The organism is Roseovarius sp. A46 (genome assembly GCF_004126395.1).
In the GTDB taxonomy this organism is placed as follows: Bacteria; Pseudomonadota; Alphaproteobacteria; order Rhodobacterales; family Rhodobacteraceae; genus Roseovarius; species Roseovarius nitratireducens.
This window is the reverse complement of sequence record NZ_PVWS01000001.1, coordinates 190,411-205,373: the sequence shown is the minus strand read 5'-3', so window position 1 is coordinate 205,373 and position 14,963 is coordinate 190,411. Positions and strand designations below refer to the sequence as shown.

The 14,963-nt window shown below is 66.5% G+C and carries 14 protein-coding genes; 10 read left to right on the top strand and 4 right to left on the bottom strand.

Annotated elements, in window-relative coordinates; all coding sequences use genetic code 11:
- Positions 1-38: 38 nt before the first annotated feature.
- From C6W92_RS00990 to rpmE, 8 genes are all read left to right on the top strand, one after another.
- Positions 39-338, top strand: coding sequence for a chorismate mutase (locus C6W92_RS00990; protein ID WP_104020091.1), 300 nt, complete (start codon positions 39-41; stop codon positions 336-338).
- Between the two features lie 48 nt (positions 339-386).
- Entirely contained in the window at positions 387-752 is a 366-nt protein-coding gene (rpsP, locus tag C6W92_RS00985; protein WP_129431212.1) for a 30S ribosomal protein S16, read from the top strand.
- Between the two features lie 18 nt (positions 753-770).
- Positions 771-1,400, top strand: coding sequence for a 5,6-dimethylbenzimidazole synthase (bluB, locus tag C6W92_RS00980; RefSeq protein ID WP_129431211.1), 630 nt, complete (start codon positions 771-773; stop codon positions 1,398-1,400).
- A 25-nt stretch (positions 1,401-1,425) separates the two neighbouring features.
- Complete coding sequence (rimM, locus tag C6W92_RS00975) at positions 1,426-1,929, top strand: ribosome maturation factor RimM (protein WP_129431210.1); 504 nt, start codon at positions 1,426-1,428, stop codon at positions 1,927-1,929.
- Between the two features lie 5 nt (positions 1,930-1,934).
- Positions 1,935-2,741 carry a tRNA (guanosine(37)-N1)-methyltransferase TrmD gene (gene trmD / locus C6W92_RS00970; protein WP_129431209.1) on the top strand — a complete coding sequence of 269 codons (807 nt, stop codon included), beginning with the start codon at positions 1,935-1,937 and terminating at the stop codon, positions 2,739-2,741.
- Between the two features lie 61 nt (positions 2,742-2,802).
- Complete coding sequence (gene cobO / locus C6W92_RS00965; RefSeq protein ID WP_129431208.1) at positions 2,803-3,414, top strand: cob(I)yrinic acid a,c-diamide adenosyltransferase; 612 nt, start codon at positions 2,803-2,805, stop codon at positions 3,412-3,414.
- Positions 3,415-3,675: 261 nt separating this feature from the next.
- Positions 3,676-4,059: a 50S ribosomal protein L19 gene (rplS, locus tag C6W92_RS00960; protein ID WP_129431207.1), complete on the top strand. Its 384-nt coding sequence runs from the start codon at positions 3,676-3,678 to the stop codon at positions 4,057-4,059.
- 11 nt (positions 4,060-4,070) lie between these two features.
- A complete protein-coding gene (gene rpmE, locus C6W92_RS00955) occupies positions 4,071-4,292 on the top strand; it encodes a 50S ribosomal protein L31 (protein ID WP_129431206.1) in 222 nt (73 codons plus the stop codon).
- Between the two features lie 375 nt (positions 4,293-4,667).
- Here the strand turns inward: rpmE and C6W92_RS00950 are convergent, their stop codons facing one another.
- A complete protein-coding gene (locus C6W92_RS00950; protein WP_129431205.1) occupies positions 4,668-8,123 on the bottom strand; it encodes an AAA family ATPase in 3,456 nt (1,151 codons plus the stop codon).
- A gap of 180 nt (positions 8,124-8,303) precedes the next feature.
- On the opposite strand from C6W92_RS00950, the gene C6W92_RS00945 reads away from it, so the two are divergent.
- The gene (locus tag C6W92_RS00945; RefSeq protein WP_129431204.1) at positions 8,304-8,771 is read left to right on the top strand and encodes a GNAT family N-acetyltransferase; all 468 of its coding nucleotides are present in this window, start codon (positions 8,304-8,306) and stop codon (positions 8,769-8,771) included.
- Here C6W92_RS00945 and C6W92_RS00940 read toward each other — a convergent pair.
- Genes C6W92_RS00940 through C6W92_RS00930 form a run of 3 tightly spaced genes read right to left on the bottom strand, consistent with a single transcriptional unit; the run spans position 8,768 to position 13,199 of the window.
- The gene (locus C6W92_RS00940; protein WP_129431203.1) at positions 8,768-9,160 is read right to left on the bottom strand and encodes a hypothetical protein; all 393 of its coding nucleotides are present in this window, start codon (positions 9,158-9,160) and stop codon (positions 8,768-8,770) included. The two genes, C6W92_RS00945 and C6W92_RS00940, sit on opposite strands and share 4 nt — an antisense overlap.
- A gap of 48 nt (positions 9,161-9,208) precedes the next feature.
- The gene (dnaE, locus tag C6W92_RS00935) at positions 9,209-12,709 is read right to left on the bottom strand and encodes a DNA polymerase III subunit alpha (protein ID WP_129431202.1); all 3,501 of its coding nucleotides are present in this window, start codon (positions 12,707-12,709) and stop codon (positions 9,209-9,211) included.
- 46 nt (positions 12,710-12,755) lie between these two features.
- Positions 12,756-13,199 carry a hypothetical protein gene (locus C6W92_RS00930; RefSeq protein ID WP_129431201.1) on the bottom strand — a complete coding sequence of 148 codons (444 nt, stop codon included), beginning with the start codon at positions 13,197-13,199 and terminating at the stop codon, positions 12,756-12,758.
- A gap of 244 nt (positions 13,200-13,443) precedes the next feature.
- Here C6W92_RS00930 and C6W92_RS00925 point away from each other — a divergent pair, with 244 nt between their 5' ends.
- Complete coding sequence (locus C6W92_RS00925) at positions 13,444-14,961, top strand: ABC transporter ATP-binding protein (protein WP_129431200.1); 1,518 nt, start codon at positions 13,444-13,446, stop codon at positions 14,959-14,961.
- Positions 14,962-14,963: the final 2 nt, after the last annotated feature.

Below are 14,963 nucleotides of genomic sequence, written 5' to 3'. Positions count from 1 at the left end.
CGCGCGAACCGTGAGGTTCGCCTTGCATGGAGGCCGTGATGCCTGACGCCACGACCACCCGCGCCGCTGAGCTTCTGGCCGAGCACCGCGAGAGCATCGACCGCCTCGACGCGATCCTCGTCTTCACGCTCGCAGAGCGTTTCAAACACACACAAGCCGTGGGCCGGCTCAAGGCCGCGCACGACCTTCCCCCGTCCGATCCCGCGCGCGAAGCCGCACAGATCGAACGGCTCGAAGAGCTGGCGAACGCCGCTGATCTCGACCCGGAATTCGCCCGCGAATTCCTCAACTTCATCATCGCCGAGGTGATCCGTCATCACCGAAAGCAGCAATCGTAAGGTGGGATTACACCTCACCAAACCCCTGCCATTAAAGGAGAAATCAAAATGGCCATGAAAATCCGCCTTGCCCGTGGTGGCTCCAAGAAACGCCCCTTCTACCGCATCGTCGCGGCCGACAGCCGCATGCCGCGCGACGGCCGCTTCATCGAGAAGCTGGGCACCTACAACCCGCTCCTGCCCAAGGACAGCGAGGACCGCGTCAAGATGGATGTCGAGCGCATCCAGCACTGGCTCGAAAAGGGCGCGCAGCCCACGGACCGCATCGCCCGCATGTTGGAGGCCGCCGGCGTCCGCGAAAAGGCCGAACGCGCCAACATGAAAAAGGCCCAGCCCGGCAAGAAGGCACAGGAACGCGCCGCCGAGAAGGCCGAGAAAGCCGCCGCCGCCGCCGAGGCACCAGCGGAAGAGTAAGATATGTAAGGCACTGGAATGTCAGAGTTTTCCATCGACTTCCAGGCCGATCTGCTGCGGCTGATGCGTTGGCGGCGCGACGTGCGCCGCTTTCGCACCGGCCCGGTGGACGAGGCGATCCTGCGCGATTGCCTCGCCACCTTCACCCTCGCGCCCTCGGTGGGGTTGAGCGAGCCGTGGCGCGTGATCCGCGTGCAATCCGACGCCGCCCGCGCCGCCGCGCTGGCGAACTTCACCGCCGCCAACGCCACCGCGCTCGACGGCTACGCGGGGGAAAAGGCACGCCTTTACAGCGGCTTGAAGCTTTCGGGCATGCAGGAAGCCCCTGTGCAGCTCGCCGTTTTCTGCGACGAGGGCACGGACAAGGGCGCCGGACTCGGGGCGCAGACCATGCCCGAGGCGCGCCGCTATTCGGTGGTGGGCGCGATCACGCAATTCTGGCTCGCCGCCCGTGCCCGCGGTCTCGGCCTTGGCTGGGTGTCGATCCTCGACCCCGCCCGCCTTTCCCAAGACCTTGATATTCCACAAGATTGGCGCCTCGTCGCCTATCTCTGCATCGGCTGGCCCGAGACCGACAGCGACACCCCTGAGCTCGAGCTTGCCGGATGGGAAGACCGCCGTCAGGATGTCCCGGTAGAGACACGATGATACCCCGCAACGAAAGGGTCCATCCATGAGCGACAAGGTCTGCGTCGGCGCCATAGCCGGGGGATTCGGTGTCCATGGCGAGGTGCGGCTCAAGAGCTTCACCGCCCAAGCCGAGGACATCGCCGCCTATGGCGCGCTCACCACGGAGGACGGCAAAAGAAGCTTCGACGTCACCCTCACCGGACAGACGTCGGGTGCGCTCACCGCGCGGCTGTCGGGCGTCAGGACGCGGGATGAGGCCGAACACTTGCGCGGCACGCGCCTCTACGTGCCGCGCGAGCGCCTGCCGGACCTGCCCGAGGACGAATTCTATCACGCTGATCTCATTGGACTTTCCGTTCATGACAGCGGTGGTGCGCTGCTGGGCCGCGTGCGCGCGGTGCTCAACCACGGGGCCTCGGACCTGCTCGAGATCGAGGTACCGGGCGAGAGCCGCACCGTGCTTCTGCCCTTCACCCGCGACGCGGTGCCGACCGTCGATCTCGCCGCTGGCCGGATCGTTGCCGACCCTCCCGAGGGGATATTCTGATCGCCATGACCGACACCCCCCGATCCCACGGTCGCAAGAGCATCCGCCCTTCGGCGCAACCCCGCGACCTGATCACGCCTGCCCCGACGCTCGCCGGGGTGTGGACCGCGCGCGTCATCACCCTGCTACCGCAGGCTTTTCCCGGCATCCTCGGCGAGAGCCTGACCGGCCGCGCGCTGCGTGAGGGGCTTTGGTCGCTCGATACCATCGACTTGCGCGACTTCGGCGAAGGGCGGCACCGCAACGTCGATGACACCCCCGCAGGCGGCGGCGCGGGCATGGTGCTGCGCGCCGACGTGATGGGCCGCGCCATCGACACGGCACAGGCCGGCACGCCGCCCGACCAGCCCCTGATCTATCTCAGCCCCCGCGGAGCCCCGCTCACGCAGGCACGCGCGCGCAGGCTCGCGGCAGGCCCCGGTGTCACGCTCATCTGCGGGCGATTCGAGGGGTTGGATCAACGGGTTATCGACCATTACGACATCGAGGAAATCAGCCTCGGCGATTTCGTCATGACCGGCGGAGAGATCGCCGCGCAGGCGGTGATTGACGCCTGCGTGCGGCTTTTGCCCGGCGTTCTCGGCAACGAGGCATCGACCGAGGAAGAGAGCTTTTCCGAGGGGCTTCTGGAACACCCCCACTACACCCGCCCCGCCGAATGGCGGGGGCACACCATCCCCGAGGTGCTCACCTCGGGCGATCATGGCCGCGTAGCCCGCTGGCGGCGCGAGATGTCCGAGCACCTCACCGCCGAACGCCGGCCCGACCTGTGGCAAGCACATCTTTCCCCGCGCGCGGATGAAAGCGACTGACTTGCGGCACCGGGCACGACCGGGCTAGGTCAGGTTTGACGCGCAGGAACAGGAGCCGCCGATGACCACCGACTCACAGGCCCATACCGAAAAGATGAAGCGGATCAAGGCCGCCCGCGACAGGCTGATGAAACACAAGACGGGCGAGAAGGGGCTAATCATCGTCCATACCGGCAACGGCAAGGGCAAGAGCAGCTCGGGTTTTGGCATGATCCTGCGCTGCATCGGCCACGGGATGCCCTGTGCGGTGGTGCAGTTCATCAAGGGCTCGATGCAGAGCGGCGAGCGCGACGTGCTCAAGGAGCGATTTTCCGATATCTGCGCCTTTCACGTCATGGGCGAAGGCTTCACCTGGGAGACGCAGGACCGCGACCGCGACACAGAGATGGCGCAGGCAGCATGGGACAAGGCCAAGGACCTGATCCGGGACGAGAGAAACCGCATGGTGCTTCTGGACGAGATCAACATCGCCCTGCGCTACGACTATCTCGACATCGACGACGTGGTGCGCTTCCTCGCCGAGGAAAAGCCGCCAATGACCCATGTCGTGCTGACCGGCCGCAGCGCCAAGGCGCCGCTGATCGAGATCGCCGATCTGGTCAGCGAGATGACCGAGGTCAAGCACCCCTTCCGCGAGCAGAACATCAAGGCACAGGCTGGCGTGGAATTCTGAACCGAAGGGTTGATCGCCGCCGCGAACCCGCCTATACGCCTCTGGTCTGGAATCGCCTTGGCGGTTGCGGGCATGTTTCCTGTGGCTTCCTTTCGTTCGGCTTTCTTCGGTCGATCACGGCAGCCACGGCGAACGCCGACAAACGAAATGACGACCTGATCTCTGGCGGGCGCATCCGCGGACCCGGAAGAAGACCAAGAGCTCTCAAGGACGCGACACATCTTTGCGGACCAAACCGCAAGCAAACCAGGAGATGCAGCGATGGATATTATCGCTCAGTTGGATGCGGAACAGATCGCCTCGCTCGGGAAGACCATTCCCGATTTCAAGGCCGGCGACACGATTCGCGTCGGCTACAAGGTGACCGAAGGCACCCGGAGCCGCGTGCAGAATTTCGAAGGCGTCTGCATCAGCCGCAAGAACGGCAAGGGCGTCGCCGGCTCGTTCACCGTGCGCAAGATTTCCTTTGGCGAAGGGGTGGAGCGCGTGTTCCCGCTCTACTCGACCAATATAGAGAACATCGAGGTTGTGCGCCGCGGCCGTGTGCGCCGCGCCAAGCTCTACTATCTGCGCTCGCGCCGGGGCAAATCCGCCCGGATCGCGGAAGACACCCACTACAAGCCCCTCAAGGGCAAGTCGGCGTAAGGACTGGCACGATGAAAAAAAACATCCATCCCGATTACCACATCATCGACGTCAAGCTGACCGACGGCACCGTCGTGCAGATGCGCTCCACCTACGGGTCCGAGGGCGAGACGCTGTCGCTCGACATCGACCCGTCCGTGCATCCTGCCTGGACCGGCGGCGGCACCCGCCTCACCGATGCTGGCGGTCGCGTGTCGAAGTTCAAGAACAAGTACGCGGGCCTCGGCTTCTGATAAGTCGCGCGTATCGCGAACCAGCAGCGCCGCTCCTCGGGGCGGCGTTTTCGTTTGCGCGGCCAGAGCTTTACTTTTCGCTAAGGAATGGGCAGTATACCGATTATTCGGAAGTTGTTTTCAGTCTGAGCACCGAAAACGTGACCCTGCGGAGCGGCTACTCCGCAGGGTCTTTACTTTTTCAGGGGCTCAGAACCCCATCAAAAGCCGGATGACTGTAACCAACAGCGTTCCCGCCGCCAGAAAAACCATCCATTTTCGGAAATCGGTTTCATTCAGTCTGATCACCTCCTTCTGCTGCTATGGACTGCAGCAACAGTACAGTCTGTAAGCAGCGTGAAGGAAAGGTTAAAATTAATAATATGGCTGCAAGGCTCACGCCACCATCGCCTCAGCCTTGTTGAGATCGACAGACACGAGCTGGCTTACCCCCTGCTCGGCCATCGTGACGCCAAAGAGGCGGTCCATTCGGCTCATCGTCACGGCGTGATGCGTGATGATGAGAAACCGCGTCTCGGTGCGGCGGCACATCTCGTCGAGCAGGTCGCAGAACCGCGTGACGTTGGCGTCGTCGAGCGGCGCGTCCACCTCGTCGAGCACGCAGATCGGCGCCGGGTTGGCCAGGAACACCGCGAAGATCAGCGCCAGCGCCGTCAGCGTCTGTTCGCCCCCCGACAGCAGGCTCAGCGTCGAGAGCTTCTTGCCCGGCGGCTGGCACATGATCTCCAGTCCCGCCTCCAGAGGATCGTCGCTTTCGACCAGCACGAGGTTGGCCTCGCCGCCGCCAAAGAGGTGCCGGAACAGCAGGGTGAAGTTGGAGTTCACCTGCTCGAACGCGGTCAAAAGCCGTTCGCGCCCCTCGCGGTTTAGGCTCGCGATGCCCCCGCGCAGGGTCTTGATCGCCTCTTCCAGATCGGCCTTTTCCCCGGTCAGCGAGGCGTGTTCGGCCTCGACCTCGCGCGCATCCTCCTCGGCGCGCAGGTTGACCGCCCCAAGCGCGTCGCGCTGCCGCTTGAGCCGCGCCACGTCGGCCTCGATCGCCTCCGAGGCGGGCATCGCCGCCGGGTCCACTTCGAGCGTTTCGCGCAATGCCACGGGTGTCAGGCCAAGCCCCTCCATGATCCGCTCCGCGGCCAATTCACAACTCTCGCGCGCGCCATCGCGCCGAGCCTCGGCGCGGGCACGGGCCTCGCGCGCCTCTGACGCATGGCGCTCGGCGTCGCGCTCATCGGCGGCGGCCTGCCGTGCGCGCGCTTCGGCAGTGGAAAGCGCGTCCGCCGCAGCGGCGCGGCGTGCCTCGGCACGGGTGATCTCCGCGCTCAATTCGGCGCGTTTCGCGGCCAGTGTCTCGGGCGTGGTCCGCGCCTCGGCCAGCTCCGCCTCCGAGGTCGCCTTGCGCTCAGCAAGTTCGGCACCGCGCGTCGCGGCGGTCTCGAGCCGGTGCCGCCAGCCGCTCACCTCGCGGGCGATCTCCTGTCCGCGAGCCGTGCGCCGCTCGCCTTCGCGGCGCAGGTCGTCAGCTGCCGTGCGCCGCGTCATCATGGTGATCCGCGAGGCCTCGACCGTGGTCTTGATATCCTCCAGTTCGGCCCGAGCCGAGGACAGGTCCCCAAGCTCCGCGAGCGCCGCTTCTGCCTCAGTCAACGCGGCGCGGGCGGCCTCCGCTTCTTCCTCGTGGCGCGCGGCGGCAAGGCCCAGCGATTCGAGCCGCGAGGCGGCGAGGTTGCGGTCGGCCTCGGCCCGGCTCAGCGCGCGGCTTGCCTCGGTCACGGCAGCATCGGCAGCGCGGCGCGCCTCGCGTGCGGCGCGGTCCTCATCGGTGCGCGCGGTCAGCGCGGCGCGCAACGCATCGTGTGCGCGCGCGGCCCCGTCGGCCCGGGCCTCTGCCTGCTCAAGTTGCTGCTTGAGATCCTCGAGGCGATTGAGCTGCTCCAGTCGCAGCGCTGCGGCAGAGGGGGCATCCTCGGCCCATGTCCGGAACCCATCCCAGCGCCACAGATCGCCATCGCGGCTGACCAGACGCTGCCCCGGCTTCAGCAATGGCTGAAGGCGCGGGCCGTCCTCGGGCTCGACAAGGCCGATTTGCGCGATCCGGCGCGCCAGCACGGTCGGCACGGTGACATGGTTGCCAAGCGCCGTCACCCCCTCGGGAAGCGGCTGCGGCGCGGAATAGCCGGGCAGGTCGCGCCAGCCCGAAGGCCCGTCCTCCTCCACCTCGGGCACGTGCAGATCGTCGGCGAGCGCGGCACCCAGCGCCTTCTCGTATCCGGGAGCCACCTGCAACAGGTCCATGATCTGGCCACCCTCGGCCGTGTCGCGCTCGACGAGCCGCGCCAGCGCCGACGCTTCGGCACGCAACGCGCCCAGCTCGCCTTCGGCCTCGGACCGGGCGGCGCGGGCCTCGGCCTCGCGGGACTGCGCCGCGGCGCGCGCCTCGTCAGCCTCCACGAGCGCAGCCTCCGCCGCCTGCGCGCGGGCCACCGCCTCCGCCTCGGCCGCCTTCGCGGCGGTGTAGGTGGCCACCGCCTCCTGCTCGGCCGTGCGCGCCTCACGTTGCGCGGTGCGCGCGCGTTCGGCCTCGGCATCGCTACGCAACAAGGTCTTGCGGTTGTCGTCAATCAGGCGCTGCGCGGATTGGTGCCGCGCCGAGAGGCGGGCCATGTCCTCGGTCAGTCGGCTCAGGTCCGCCTCGCGCGCCTCGAGGATGCGGGCCGCGTCTCTCGCCTCCTCAGCCGCTGCGGCAAGGCGCGCTTCGTGACCCTCCGATGCCTTGGCAAGCTCTGCTGCCTCCCATTCGAGGCGCTCGACGGTCTCCTGCGCGTCACGGTTGAGCCCCGCCTCTCGCTCCATGTCCCGATCAAGCTGGGTGATACGCGCCTCGAGCGTGGTGATCCGTTCGCGCGCGGTGTTTTCCTGCTCCGCGATCGTGTCGCGCTGCACACCGAGCCGCTGGAGGATCGCGGCAGCGACCGCCTCTTCCTCGCGCCGGGGGGGCAGGGCATCATCGGCCTCTGCGCGCAGGCGGGCCGCCTCGCGGGCCGCCCTTTCAGCACGGGCAGCCTCGGTCGTGGTCTCGCGCAGGGCCGCCTCGGCCGCCGTGTGGGCCTCGTCAGCCTCCGAATAGCGCCGCCACAGAAGCAGCCCCTCGGCGCGGCGCAGTTCCTCGCCGATCTGGCGATAGCGCGCCGCCTGCTTCGCCTGCCGCGCCAATTGCGCAATCTGCTGCGCCAGTTGCTCGATCACGTCATCGACGCGGGTGAGGTTGGTCTCGGCCCCACGCAGCTTCAGTTCCGCCTCGTGGCGGCGCTGGTAGAGGCCGGAAATCCCAGCCGCCTCCTCGAGGATACGCCGCCGCGCCTTGGGGCGCGCGTTGATCAACTCGGCAATCTGCCCCTGCCTGACAAGCGCGGGGGAATGCGCGCCGGTCGAGGCATCGGCGAACAGCATTTGCACGTCGCGCGCACGCACGTCCTTGCCGTTGAGCTTGTAGGCCGAGCCTACGTCGCGGGTGATCCGGCGGGTGATCTCTAGGTGATCGGCATCGTTGAACCCGGCCGGCGCGCGCCGGTCGGAATTGTCGAGATGGATCACGACCTCGGCAAAGTTTCGCGCCGGGCGGCTCGCAGAGCCCGCGAAGATCACGTCCTCCATCCCGTCGCCGCGCATCGCGGTCGGGCGATTTTCTCCCATCGCCCAACGCAGCGCCTCTAGCAGGTTGGACTTGCCACAGCCATTGGGGCCTACGACACCGGTGAGCCCATCGGCGATCACCAGGTCGGTGGGATCGACGAAGCTCTTGAAACCGGTCAGTCTGAGCTTGGAGAACTGCACGCCAGCGCGCCCCCGGGATGGATGATTCCGATGATAGGGAAGTGTGCTGGGCCACGGGCGGGGCTGTCAACATGGAAACACAGGATATGGGAAAGGTTGACCGCTTATCCACAGTATATTGCGTGCCTTCCCGCTGTCAGGCCGCTTGCAGGATGCGCAGGCTCGGCGTAAACCTGCGCCATGCACGACCCGTCCGGCCTCACCATTACCCCTGGCGACCCGCGCGACGCGGCGGTGGGGGCGCTGCTGCGGCAATCGCACGATCTCATGCGCACCCTGTTTCCCCCCGAGGACAATTTCTTTCTCGACACAGACGCGCTTTGCACCCCCGACATACGCTTCTTCGTGGCGAAGCGGGGCGACGAGACGCTCGGCACCGGCGCGCTTGCCCTGCGCGAGGGCTATGGCGAGGTGAAATCCATGTTCGTGGCCGAGGAGGCGCGTGGACAAGGCGTGGCCGAGGCGCTGCTCGCTCGGATCGAGGCCGAGGCGCGGGCAAATGGCCTGCCCCTCCTGCGGCTCGAGACCGGCGACCGGCTCGGCTCGGCACTACGGCTCTATGCGCGCCACGGCTTCGTGCGGCGCGGGCCATTCGGCGACTACCCGGATGCGGCCAGCTCGATCTTCATGGAAAAATCGCTCGGCTAATCCTCCGCTCGCGGGGTGCAGGCCATTTCGGTCCACCGCCTGCGCGTCGGCACCACGCGGCATTCTTGCACGCGCGGTACGCCACGCCGCGCGGAGGCGCCCGGCCCGCAGACAAGCGCCGCCTCCAGCATCGCCTGGTCGCCCCAGAGGCGGGGAACCGCGCAGCCGCTGACTTCTGCGATGGCGGCGGCGGCGCGCGGCGCGACGGAGATCGTGCGCGGTGCCCATTCCCGGCTTAGCCGGATCGCCTGCGCGTGCCGCCCCACGATCCGCACGTCAAAGGTGCTCTGCCCGACGCTGACGCGCACCGGGGCCACGCCCCAGAACGCCGGGGAGGGATGCGAACAGGCGGCCAGCATGGGCATGAGGACGAGCGCGATCCACCGCATGACCGAGCCTCGCCCCGCGCCGGTTAATATCAGCTTAAGCGCACCGGGCTATATCTCCTCGACCATGACCACGCCGGTCAGGCTTCGGATTGCGCCCTTGATCTGCGGGTTGACGGGGTATTCCGCGCCGCTGTCGATCTCCACCTCGCCGGGCAGCCCTGCGCCAAGGAGCCGGAACCGGATCGGACCGGGCCGCGCCCCTCGCACAGATTTGGCCGCGCCGTCCAGCACCGCCGCAACCGAGCCTATTGCCTCGACCTGATCGACAAAAACGCACAGCCCGACCGCCCCGGCATCGGCCACCATGCCGTCAACAGGCTGCACCGTTCGGCACAACAGCTTCAACTGGTCCGCCTCCATCGTCGCCTCGGCGGTGATCACCACCTGCGCGCCAGCCTCGAGAAAATCGCGGGACTTCTCCAGCACCTCTGAAAACAGCGTGACCTCGTAGCTACCGGTCGGATCGCTGAGCTGGGCAAAGGCAAAGCGGTTGCCGCGCGCCGATTTCCGCTCCTGCCGCCCGGCCACCACCCCGGCCATCTTGGCAAGGAACGGCCCCCGCTCGGCGCGCGTCATCACCTCGTCGAGCGTCTTGACCTCCTGCCGCTTGAGCACGGCCATGTAATCGTCGAGCGGATGGCCCGAGAGATAGAAACCCACGGCCTTGAATTCCTCGGTCAGCCGCTCGGCGGGCAGCCAATCCTCCACCGGTGCGAGGCGGGGCTCGGGCAAGTCCTCGCCCGCATCGCCGAAGAGCGAGACCTGGTTCGAATTCTTCTGCTCATGTATCGCCGCCGAATAGTTCATCAACGCGTCAATGCTCTCGAACACACGGCGGCGGTTGCGATCCAGCGCATCGAAGGCGCCCGCCCGCGCCAGCATTTCCAGCGACCGTTTGCCAATCCGCTTTAGATCGACCCGCCGGGCGAAATCGTGAAGCGTGGCAAAGGGCCGTTCACCCCGCCCCACCACGATGAGCTTCATCGCCTCGACACCCACGTTCTTGAGCGCGCCGAGCGCGTAATGCAGCACCCCCCCGCGCACCACGAAATCTGCCGCCGACCGGTTCACGCAGGGCGCGGCCCAGTCGAGCGCGAGCCCCTTCTTCACCTCCTCGAAATAGACGGCGAGCTTGTCGGTGAGGTGGATGTCGCAATTCATGACACCCGCCATGAACTCCACCGGGTGATTGGCCTTGAGCCAAGCGGTCTGATAGCTGACCACCGCATAGGCCGCAGCGTGGGATTTGTTGAAGCCGTAATTGGCGAACTTGTCGAGCAGGTTCCATACTTCGAGCGCCTTGGCATCATCGACACCGTTGGCCTTGGCGCCCTCGATGAACTTGGGCCGCTCGGCATCCATCGCCTCTTGGATCTTCTTGCCCATCGCGCGGCGCAGGAGGTCGGCGCCGCCGAGTGAATAGCCCGCCATCTCCTGCGCGATCTGCATCACCTGCTCTTGGTAGACGATGATGCCCTGCGTCTCGTCGAGGATGTGATCGACCGAGGGGTGCAGGTAATCGCGCGCGCTCAGCTCGTTCTTGACCTCGCAATATTTCGGGATGTTCTCCATCGGGCCGGGGCGATAGAGCGCGACGAGCGCCACGATATCCTCGATACAGGTGGGCTTCATGCGCTTGAGTGCGTCCATCATGCCCGAGCTTTCCACCTGGAACACCGCCACCGTGCGGGCGCGGGAGTAAAGCTCGTAAGTCTTGGGGTCATCGAGCGGGATTTGCCCGATATCGTTCTCGGCCCCCTCGAAGGGCTGATAGATTGTGCTGCCATCGGCAGCGATGTGAAGGTCGCGCCCCTCGGCGTGTATCTGCTCGATGGCGTTCTGGATGACGGTCAGGGTTTTCAGACCCAGAAAGTCGAACTTGACCAGCCCCGCCTGCTCTACCCATTTCATGTTGAACTGCGTGGCCGGCATATCCGACCGCGGGTCCTGGTAAAGCGGGACAAGCTCGTCGAGCGGGCGGTCGCCGATCACCACGCCCGCGGCATGGGTCGAGGCGTTGCGCAACAGCCCCTCGACCTGCTGGCCGTAGGTGAGCAGCCGATCCACCACCTCCTCGGCCTGTGCTGCCTCGCGCAGGCGCGGCTCGTCGGCGAGCGCCTTCTCGATCGAGACGGGCTTGACCCCCTCGACCGGGATCATCTTGGAGAGGCGATCGACCTGCCCGTAGGGCATCTGCAGAACGCGGCCGATGTCGCGCACCGCCGCCTTGGACAGAAGCGCGCCGAAGGTGATGATCTGCCCTACCTTGTCGCGCCCGTATTTCTGCTGCACGTAGGCGATCACCTCCTCGCGGCGGTCCATACAGAAGTCGATGTCGAAATCCGGCATCGAGACGCGCTCGGGGTTCAAGAACCGCTCGAACAGCAGCTTGTAGCGCAGCGGGTCGAGATCGGTGATGGTAAGCGCATAGGCCACCAGGCTCCCCGCCCCCGAGCCGCGCCCGGGGCCCACCGGGATATCCCGTCCCTTGGCCCATTTGATGAAGTCGGCAACGATCAGGAAATACCCGGGAAAGCCCATCCCCTCGATGATGCCAAGCTCGAACTCCAACCGTTTCTCGTACTCTTCCACGGGCGCCGCGTGGGGAATGACGGCGAGCCGCTTTTCCAGGCCCTCGCGTGCCTGACGGCGCAGCTCGTCTACCTCGTCATCGGCAAAACGCGGAAGGATCGGATCGCGCTTGTAGCAGCCAAAGGCGCAGCGCCGGGCGATCTCGACAGTATTCTCCAGCGCCTCGGGCAGATCGGCAAAGAGCGCGGCCATTTCGTCCTGGCTCTTGAAGTAATGCTGCGGCGTCAGGCGGCGGCGCGGCGCGTTCTGATCGACATAGGCCCCGTCGGCCACGCACAGGAGCGCATCATGTGCCTCGTACATGTCCGCCTTTGGGAAATAGACATCGTTGGTGGCCACCAATGGCAGGTCCAACGCATAGGCCATCTCGACATGGCCCCGCTCGGTCAGCCGCTCGGACTCGGGCGCGCCGTCCTCGCCGGGGTGGCGCTGCAACTCGACATAGAGGCGGTTGCCGAACGCCGCCTTAAGCCGCTGCAAGAGCTGTTCAGCCGCCGGGCGCTGCCCACCCTGCAACAGGCGACCTACCGGGCCATCCGGGCCACCGGTCAGGCAGATCACACCCTCGGCATGGGCTTCGATCTCATCGAGGGTAACATGCGCCACCTGCCCATCGCCACGCAGGTAGAGACACGAGTTGAGCTTCAGCAGGTTGCCGTAACCGCGCTCGTCCTGCGCCAGAAGAACCACCGGCGCCGGCGGTCTCGGTCGCTCGCCCGGCACCGGCTCCTGATAGGCGAGATCCACCTGGCAGCCCATGATCGGCTGCACCCCCGCGGCCTGCGCGGTAACGGAAAACTCCAACGCCGCGAACATGTTGTTGGTGTCGGTGACGGCCACGGCGGGCATTCCGGCCGTCTCGCACAGGCCCGGCAGCTTCTTGAGCCGCACCGCCCCTTCGAGCAGCGAATACTCGCTGTGCACGCGCAGGTGGATGAATCGGGGGGCATTACTCATGCCCCGATCCTAGCCCGGCATGTGGACGGCGGAAAGCCGTCTCTGTTCACCTAGGCCAGACCCGGTCGAGCCCCCAGAGAAACAGCCCGAAGAGGAAATGCGGCACAAACGATCCGGGGATCATCTGCGGTCCGACACCGAGACCGAAAAAGCCCCAACCGACAACGGGGAAGAACACCAGCAACACCCCGCCCCACAGCAGCAGAGACAACACGACGATGGCGCCCGCGCCCTGCCACGGCGAGCAGCGCAGGAAAAGCGCGGACCAGCCGGTCACATAGACGGTGTGAAACAAAAGCCCCACCGGCATCGGCAATTCCCGTCCGGCCAGCGTTTCCGCGAAGGCCAGAGCCGGAGGTTGCGGAAAGGGCGCCATGCCCGAGCGGTTGGCCAGGATCGAAACCACGGCCGTGAGGACCGCCACGCAGATGCCGATCGAAATCCCCTGACCCCAGCTTCGTCCGAGTTCCTTGAACGTTTCTTCACTCATAGTGGATTCTCCCGTGCTCAAGGGGGCTTTGCACCCCCGATCACGGTCACTGGGTTGCGTATCAGGGTGCGGTGGGTCAAGGGACGCGCCCGGCTGCTAAAGAAACCGTGATCGACAAGGGGGCCGCCGGTCCTTCTGCTTTCCCGATCTTTGCGCCTCCCGTCTCCTGCAAGGCATTGCCGCGGGCGGCGCGACTGGGCTAGTCATGGGTGGGCAGGTGATACCGCCACCGGGGAAGGAACGCGTGACGCAGACATTGCTCTCCATTTCAGACGTGACCAAGGCCTATCCCGGCGTGATCGCCAATGATGCCGTGTCCTTCGATATCCGCGAGGGTGAGGTTCACGCGCTGCTGGGCGAGAACGGCGCGGGCAAGTCGACCCTCGTCAAGATGATCTACGGACTGGTCAAGCCCGACAGCGGCAGCATGAGCTTGCGCGGCGCGCCCTTCGCCCCCGCGAACCCGTCGGCGGCGCGTGCGGCGGGCGTGGCGATGGTATTCCAGCATTTCTCTCTCTTCGACGCGCTCAGCGTGGCCGAGAACGTGGCGCTCGGGATGGAACACCCGCCGCCCCTGCGCACCCTTGCCACCCGCATCCGCGAGGTGTCGGAAACCTACGGCCTGCCGCTCGATCCGGGCCGCCTCACCGGAGATCTGTCGGCGGGCGAGCGTCAGCGCGTCGAGATCATCCGCTGCCTGTTGCAGGAGCCACGCCTGCTGATCATGGACGAACCCACCTCGGTGCTCACTCCGCAAGAGGTGAAGATACTGTTCGAAACGCTGCGCCGGCTTGCCTCCGAGGGCGTGGCTATCCTCTACATCTCGCACAAGCTCGAGGAGATTCGCGCGCTGTGCGATCACGCCACAATCCTGCGGCAGGGGCGCAACGTGGGCACCTGTACCCCGCGTGAGACTTCGGCGCGCGCGATGGCCGAGATGATGGTCGGCTCGACCTTCGCCGCGCCTGCGCGCACCGCGCACGCGCCGGGCGAGGTAGCGCTCGAAGTTGAGGAGCTGTCGCTGCCCGCACCCTCGGCCTTTGGCACCGCGCTCAAGTCGATCGGGTTCACCGTCAGACGGGGCGAAATCCTCGGAATCGGCGGCGTTGCGGGCAATGGGCAGGACGAGTTGCTCGCCGCACTCTCGGGCGAGATCACGACCAATGCGCCCACAGTGCGGCTCCACGGCGCACCCGTCGGGCATCTTGGCCCCGCCGAGCGGCGGCGTCGCGGCCTGCTCACCGCCCCCGAGGAGCGGCTCGGACACGCCGCCGCCCCGGACATGACGCTGACGGAAAACGCCCTTCTTACCGGTGCCGACCGCGAGGGGCTGCTCGCCCGCGGTTTCGTCCGTTGGCGGGCTGCACGCGCCTTCGCTGAGGCGGTCATCGTGCGGTTCGACGTGCGCACTCCCGGCCCCGAGACCGCCGCGCGGGCGCTCTCCGGCGGCAACCTTCAGAAATTCGTGATCGGGCGCGAGGTGCTGCAACGGCCCGAAGTGTTCGTCGTCAACCAACCCACCTGGGGCGTCGATGCCGCCGCCGCCGCCGCGATCAGGCAGGCGCTGCTCGATCTCGCCGCCGAGGGCACGGCGATCCTGTGCATCAGCCAGGACCTTGACGAGCTCATGGAAATCTCCGACCGCTTTGCGGCGCTCAACGAGGGACGGCTGTCGCCCGCCCGCCCCGCCGCGGGGCTGAGCGTGGAGGAAATCGGCCTGATGATGGGCGGCGCGCATGACATGGAGGTGGCGCATGTCTGAAG

What these genes read in the sequence shown, in the direction of transcription:
- C6W92_RS00990 (WP_104020091.1), top strand. Translation starts at nt 39, where the DNA reads ATGCCTGACGCCACGACCACCCGCGCCGCTGAGCTTCTGGCCGAGCAC.
- rpsP (WP_129431212.1), top strand. Translation starts at nt 387, where the DNA reads ATGGCCATGAAAATCCGCCTTGCCCGTGGTGGCTCCAAGAAACGCCCC.
- bluB (WP_129431211.1), top strand. Translation starts at nt 771, where the DNA reads ATGTCAGAGTTTTCCATCGACTTCCAGGCCGATCTGCTGCGGCTGATG.
- rimM (WP_129431210.1), top strand. Translation starts at nt 1,426, where the DNA reads ATGAGCGACAAGGTCTGCGTCGGCGCCATAGCCGGGGGATTCGGTGTC.
- trmD (WP_129431209.1), top strand. Translation starts at nt 1,935, where the DNA reads ATGACCGACACCCCCCGATCCCACGGTCGCAAGAGCATCCGCCCTTCG.
- cobO (WP_129431208.1), top strand. Translation starts at nt 2,803, where the DNA reads ATGACCACCGACTCACAGGCCCATACCGAAAAGATGAAGCGGATCAAG.
- rplS (WP_129431207.1), top strand. Translation starts at nt 3,676, where the DNA reads ATGGATATTATCGCTCAGTTGGATGCGGAACAGATCGCCTCGCTCGGG.
- rpmE (WP_129431206.1), top strand. Translation starts at nt 4,071, where the DNA reads ATGAAAAAAAACATCCATCCCGATTACCACATCATCGACGTCAAGCTG.
- C6W92_RS00945 (WP_129431204.1), top strand. Translation starts at nt 8,304, where the DNA reads ATGCACGACCCGTCCGGCCTCACCATTACCCCTGGCGACCCGCGCGAC.
- C6W92_RS00940 (WP_129431203.1), bottom strand. Translation starts at nt 9,160, where the DNA reads ATGCGGTGGATCGCGCTCGTCCTCATGCCCATGCTGGCCGCCTGTTCG.
- dnaE (WP_129431202.1), bottom strand. Translation starts at nt 12,709, where the DNA reads ATGAGTAATGCCCCCCGATTCATCCACCTGCGCGTGCACAGCGAGTAT.
- C6W92_RS00930 (WP_129431201.1), bottom strand. Translation starts at nt 13,199, where the DNA reads ATGAGTGAAGAAACGTTCAAGGAACTCGGACGAAGCTGGGGTCAGGGG.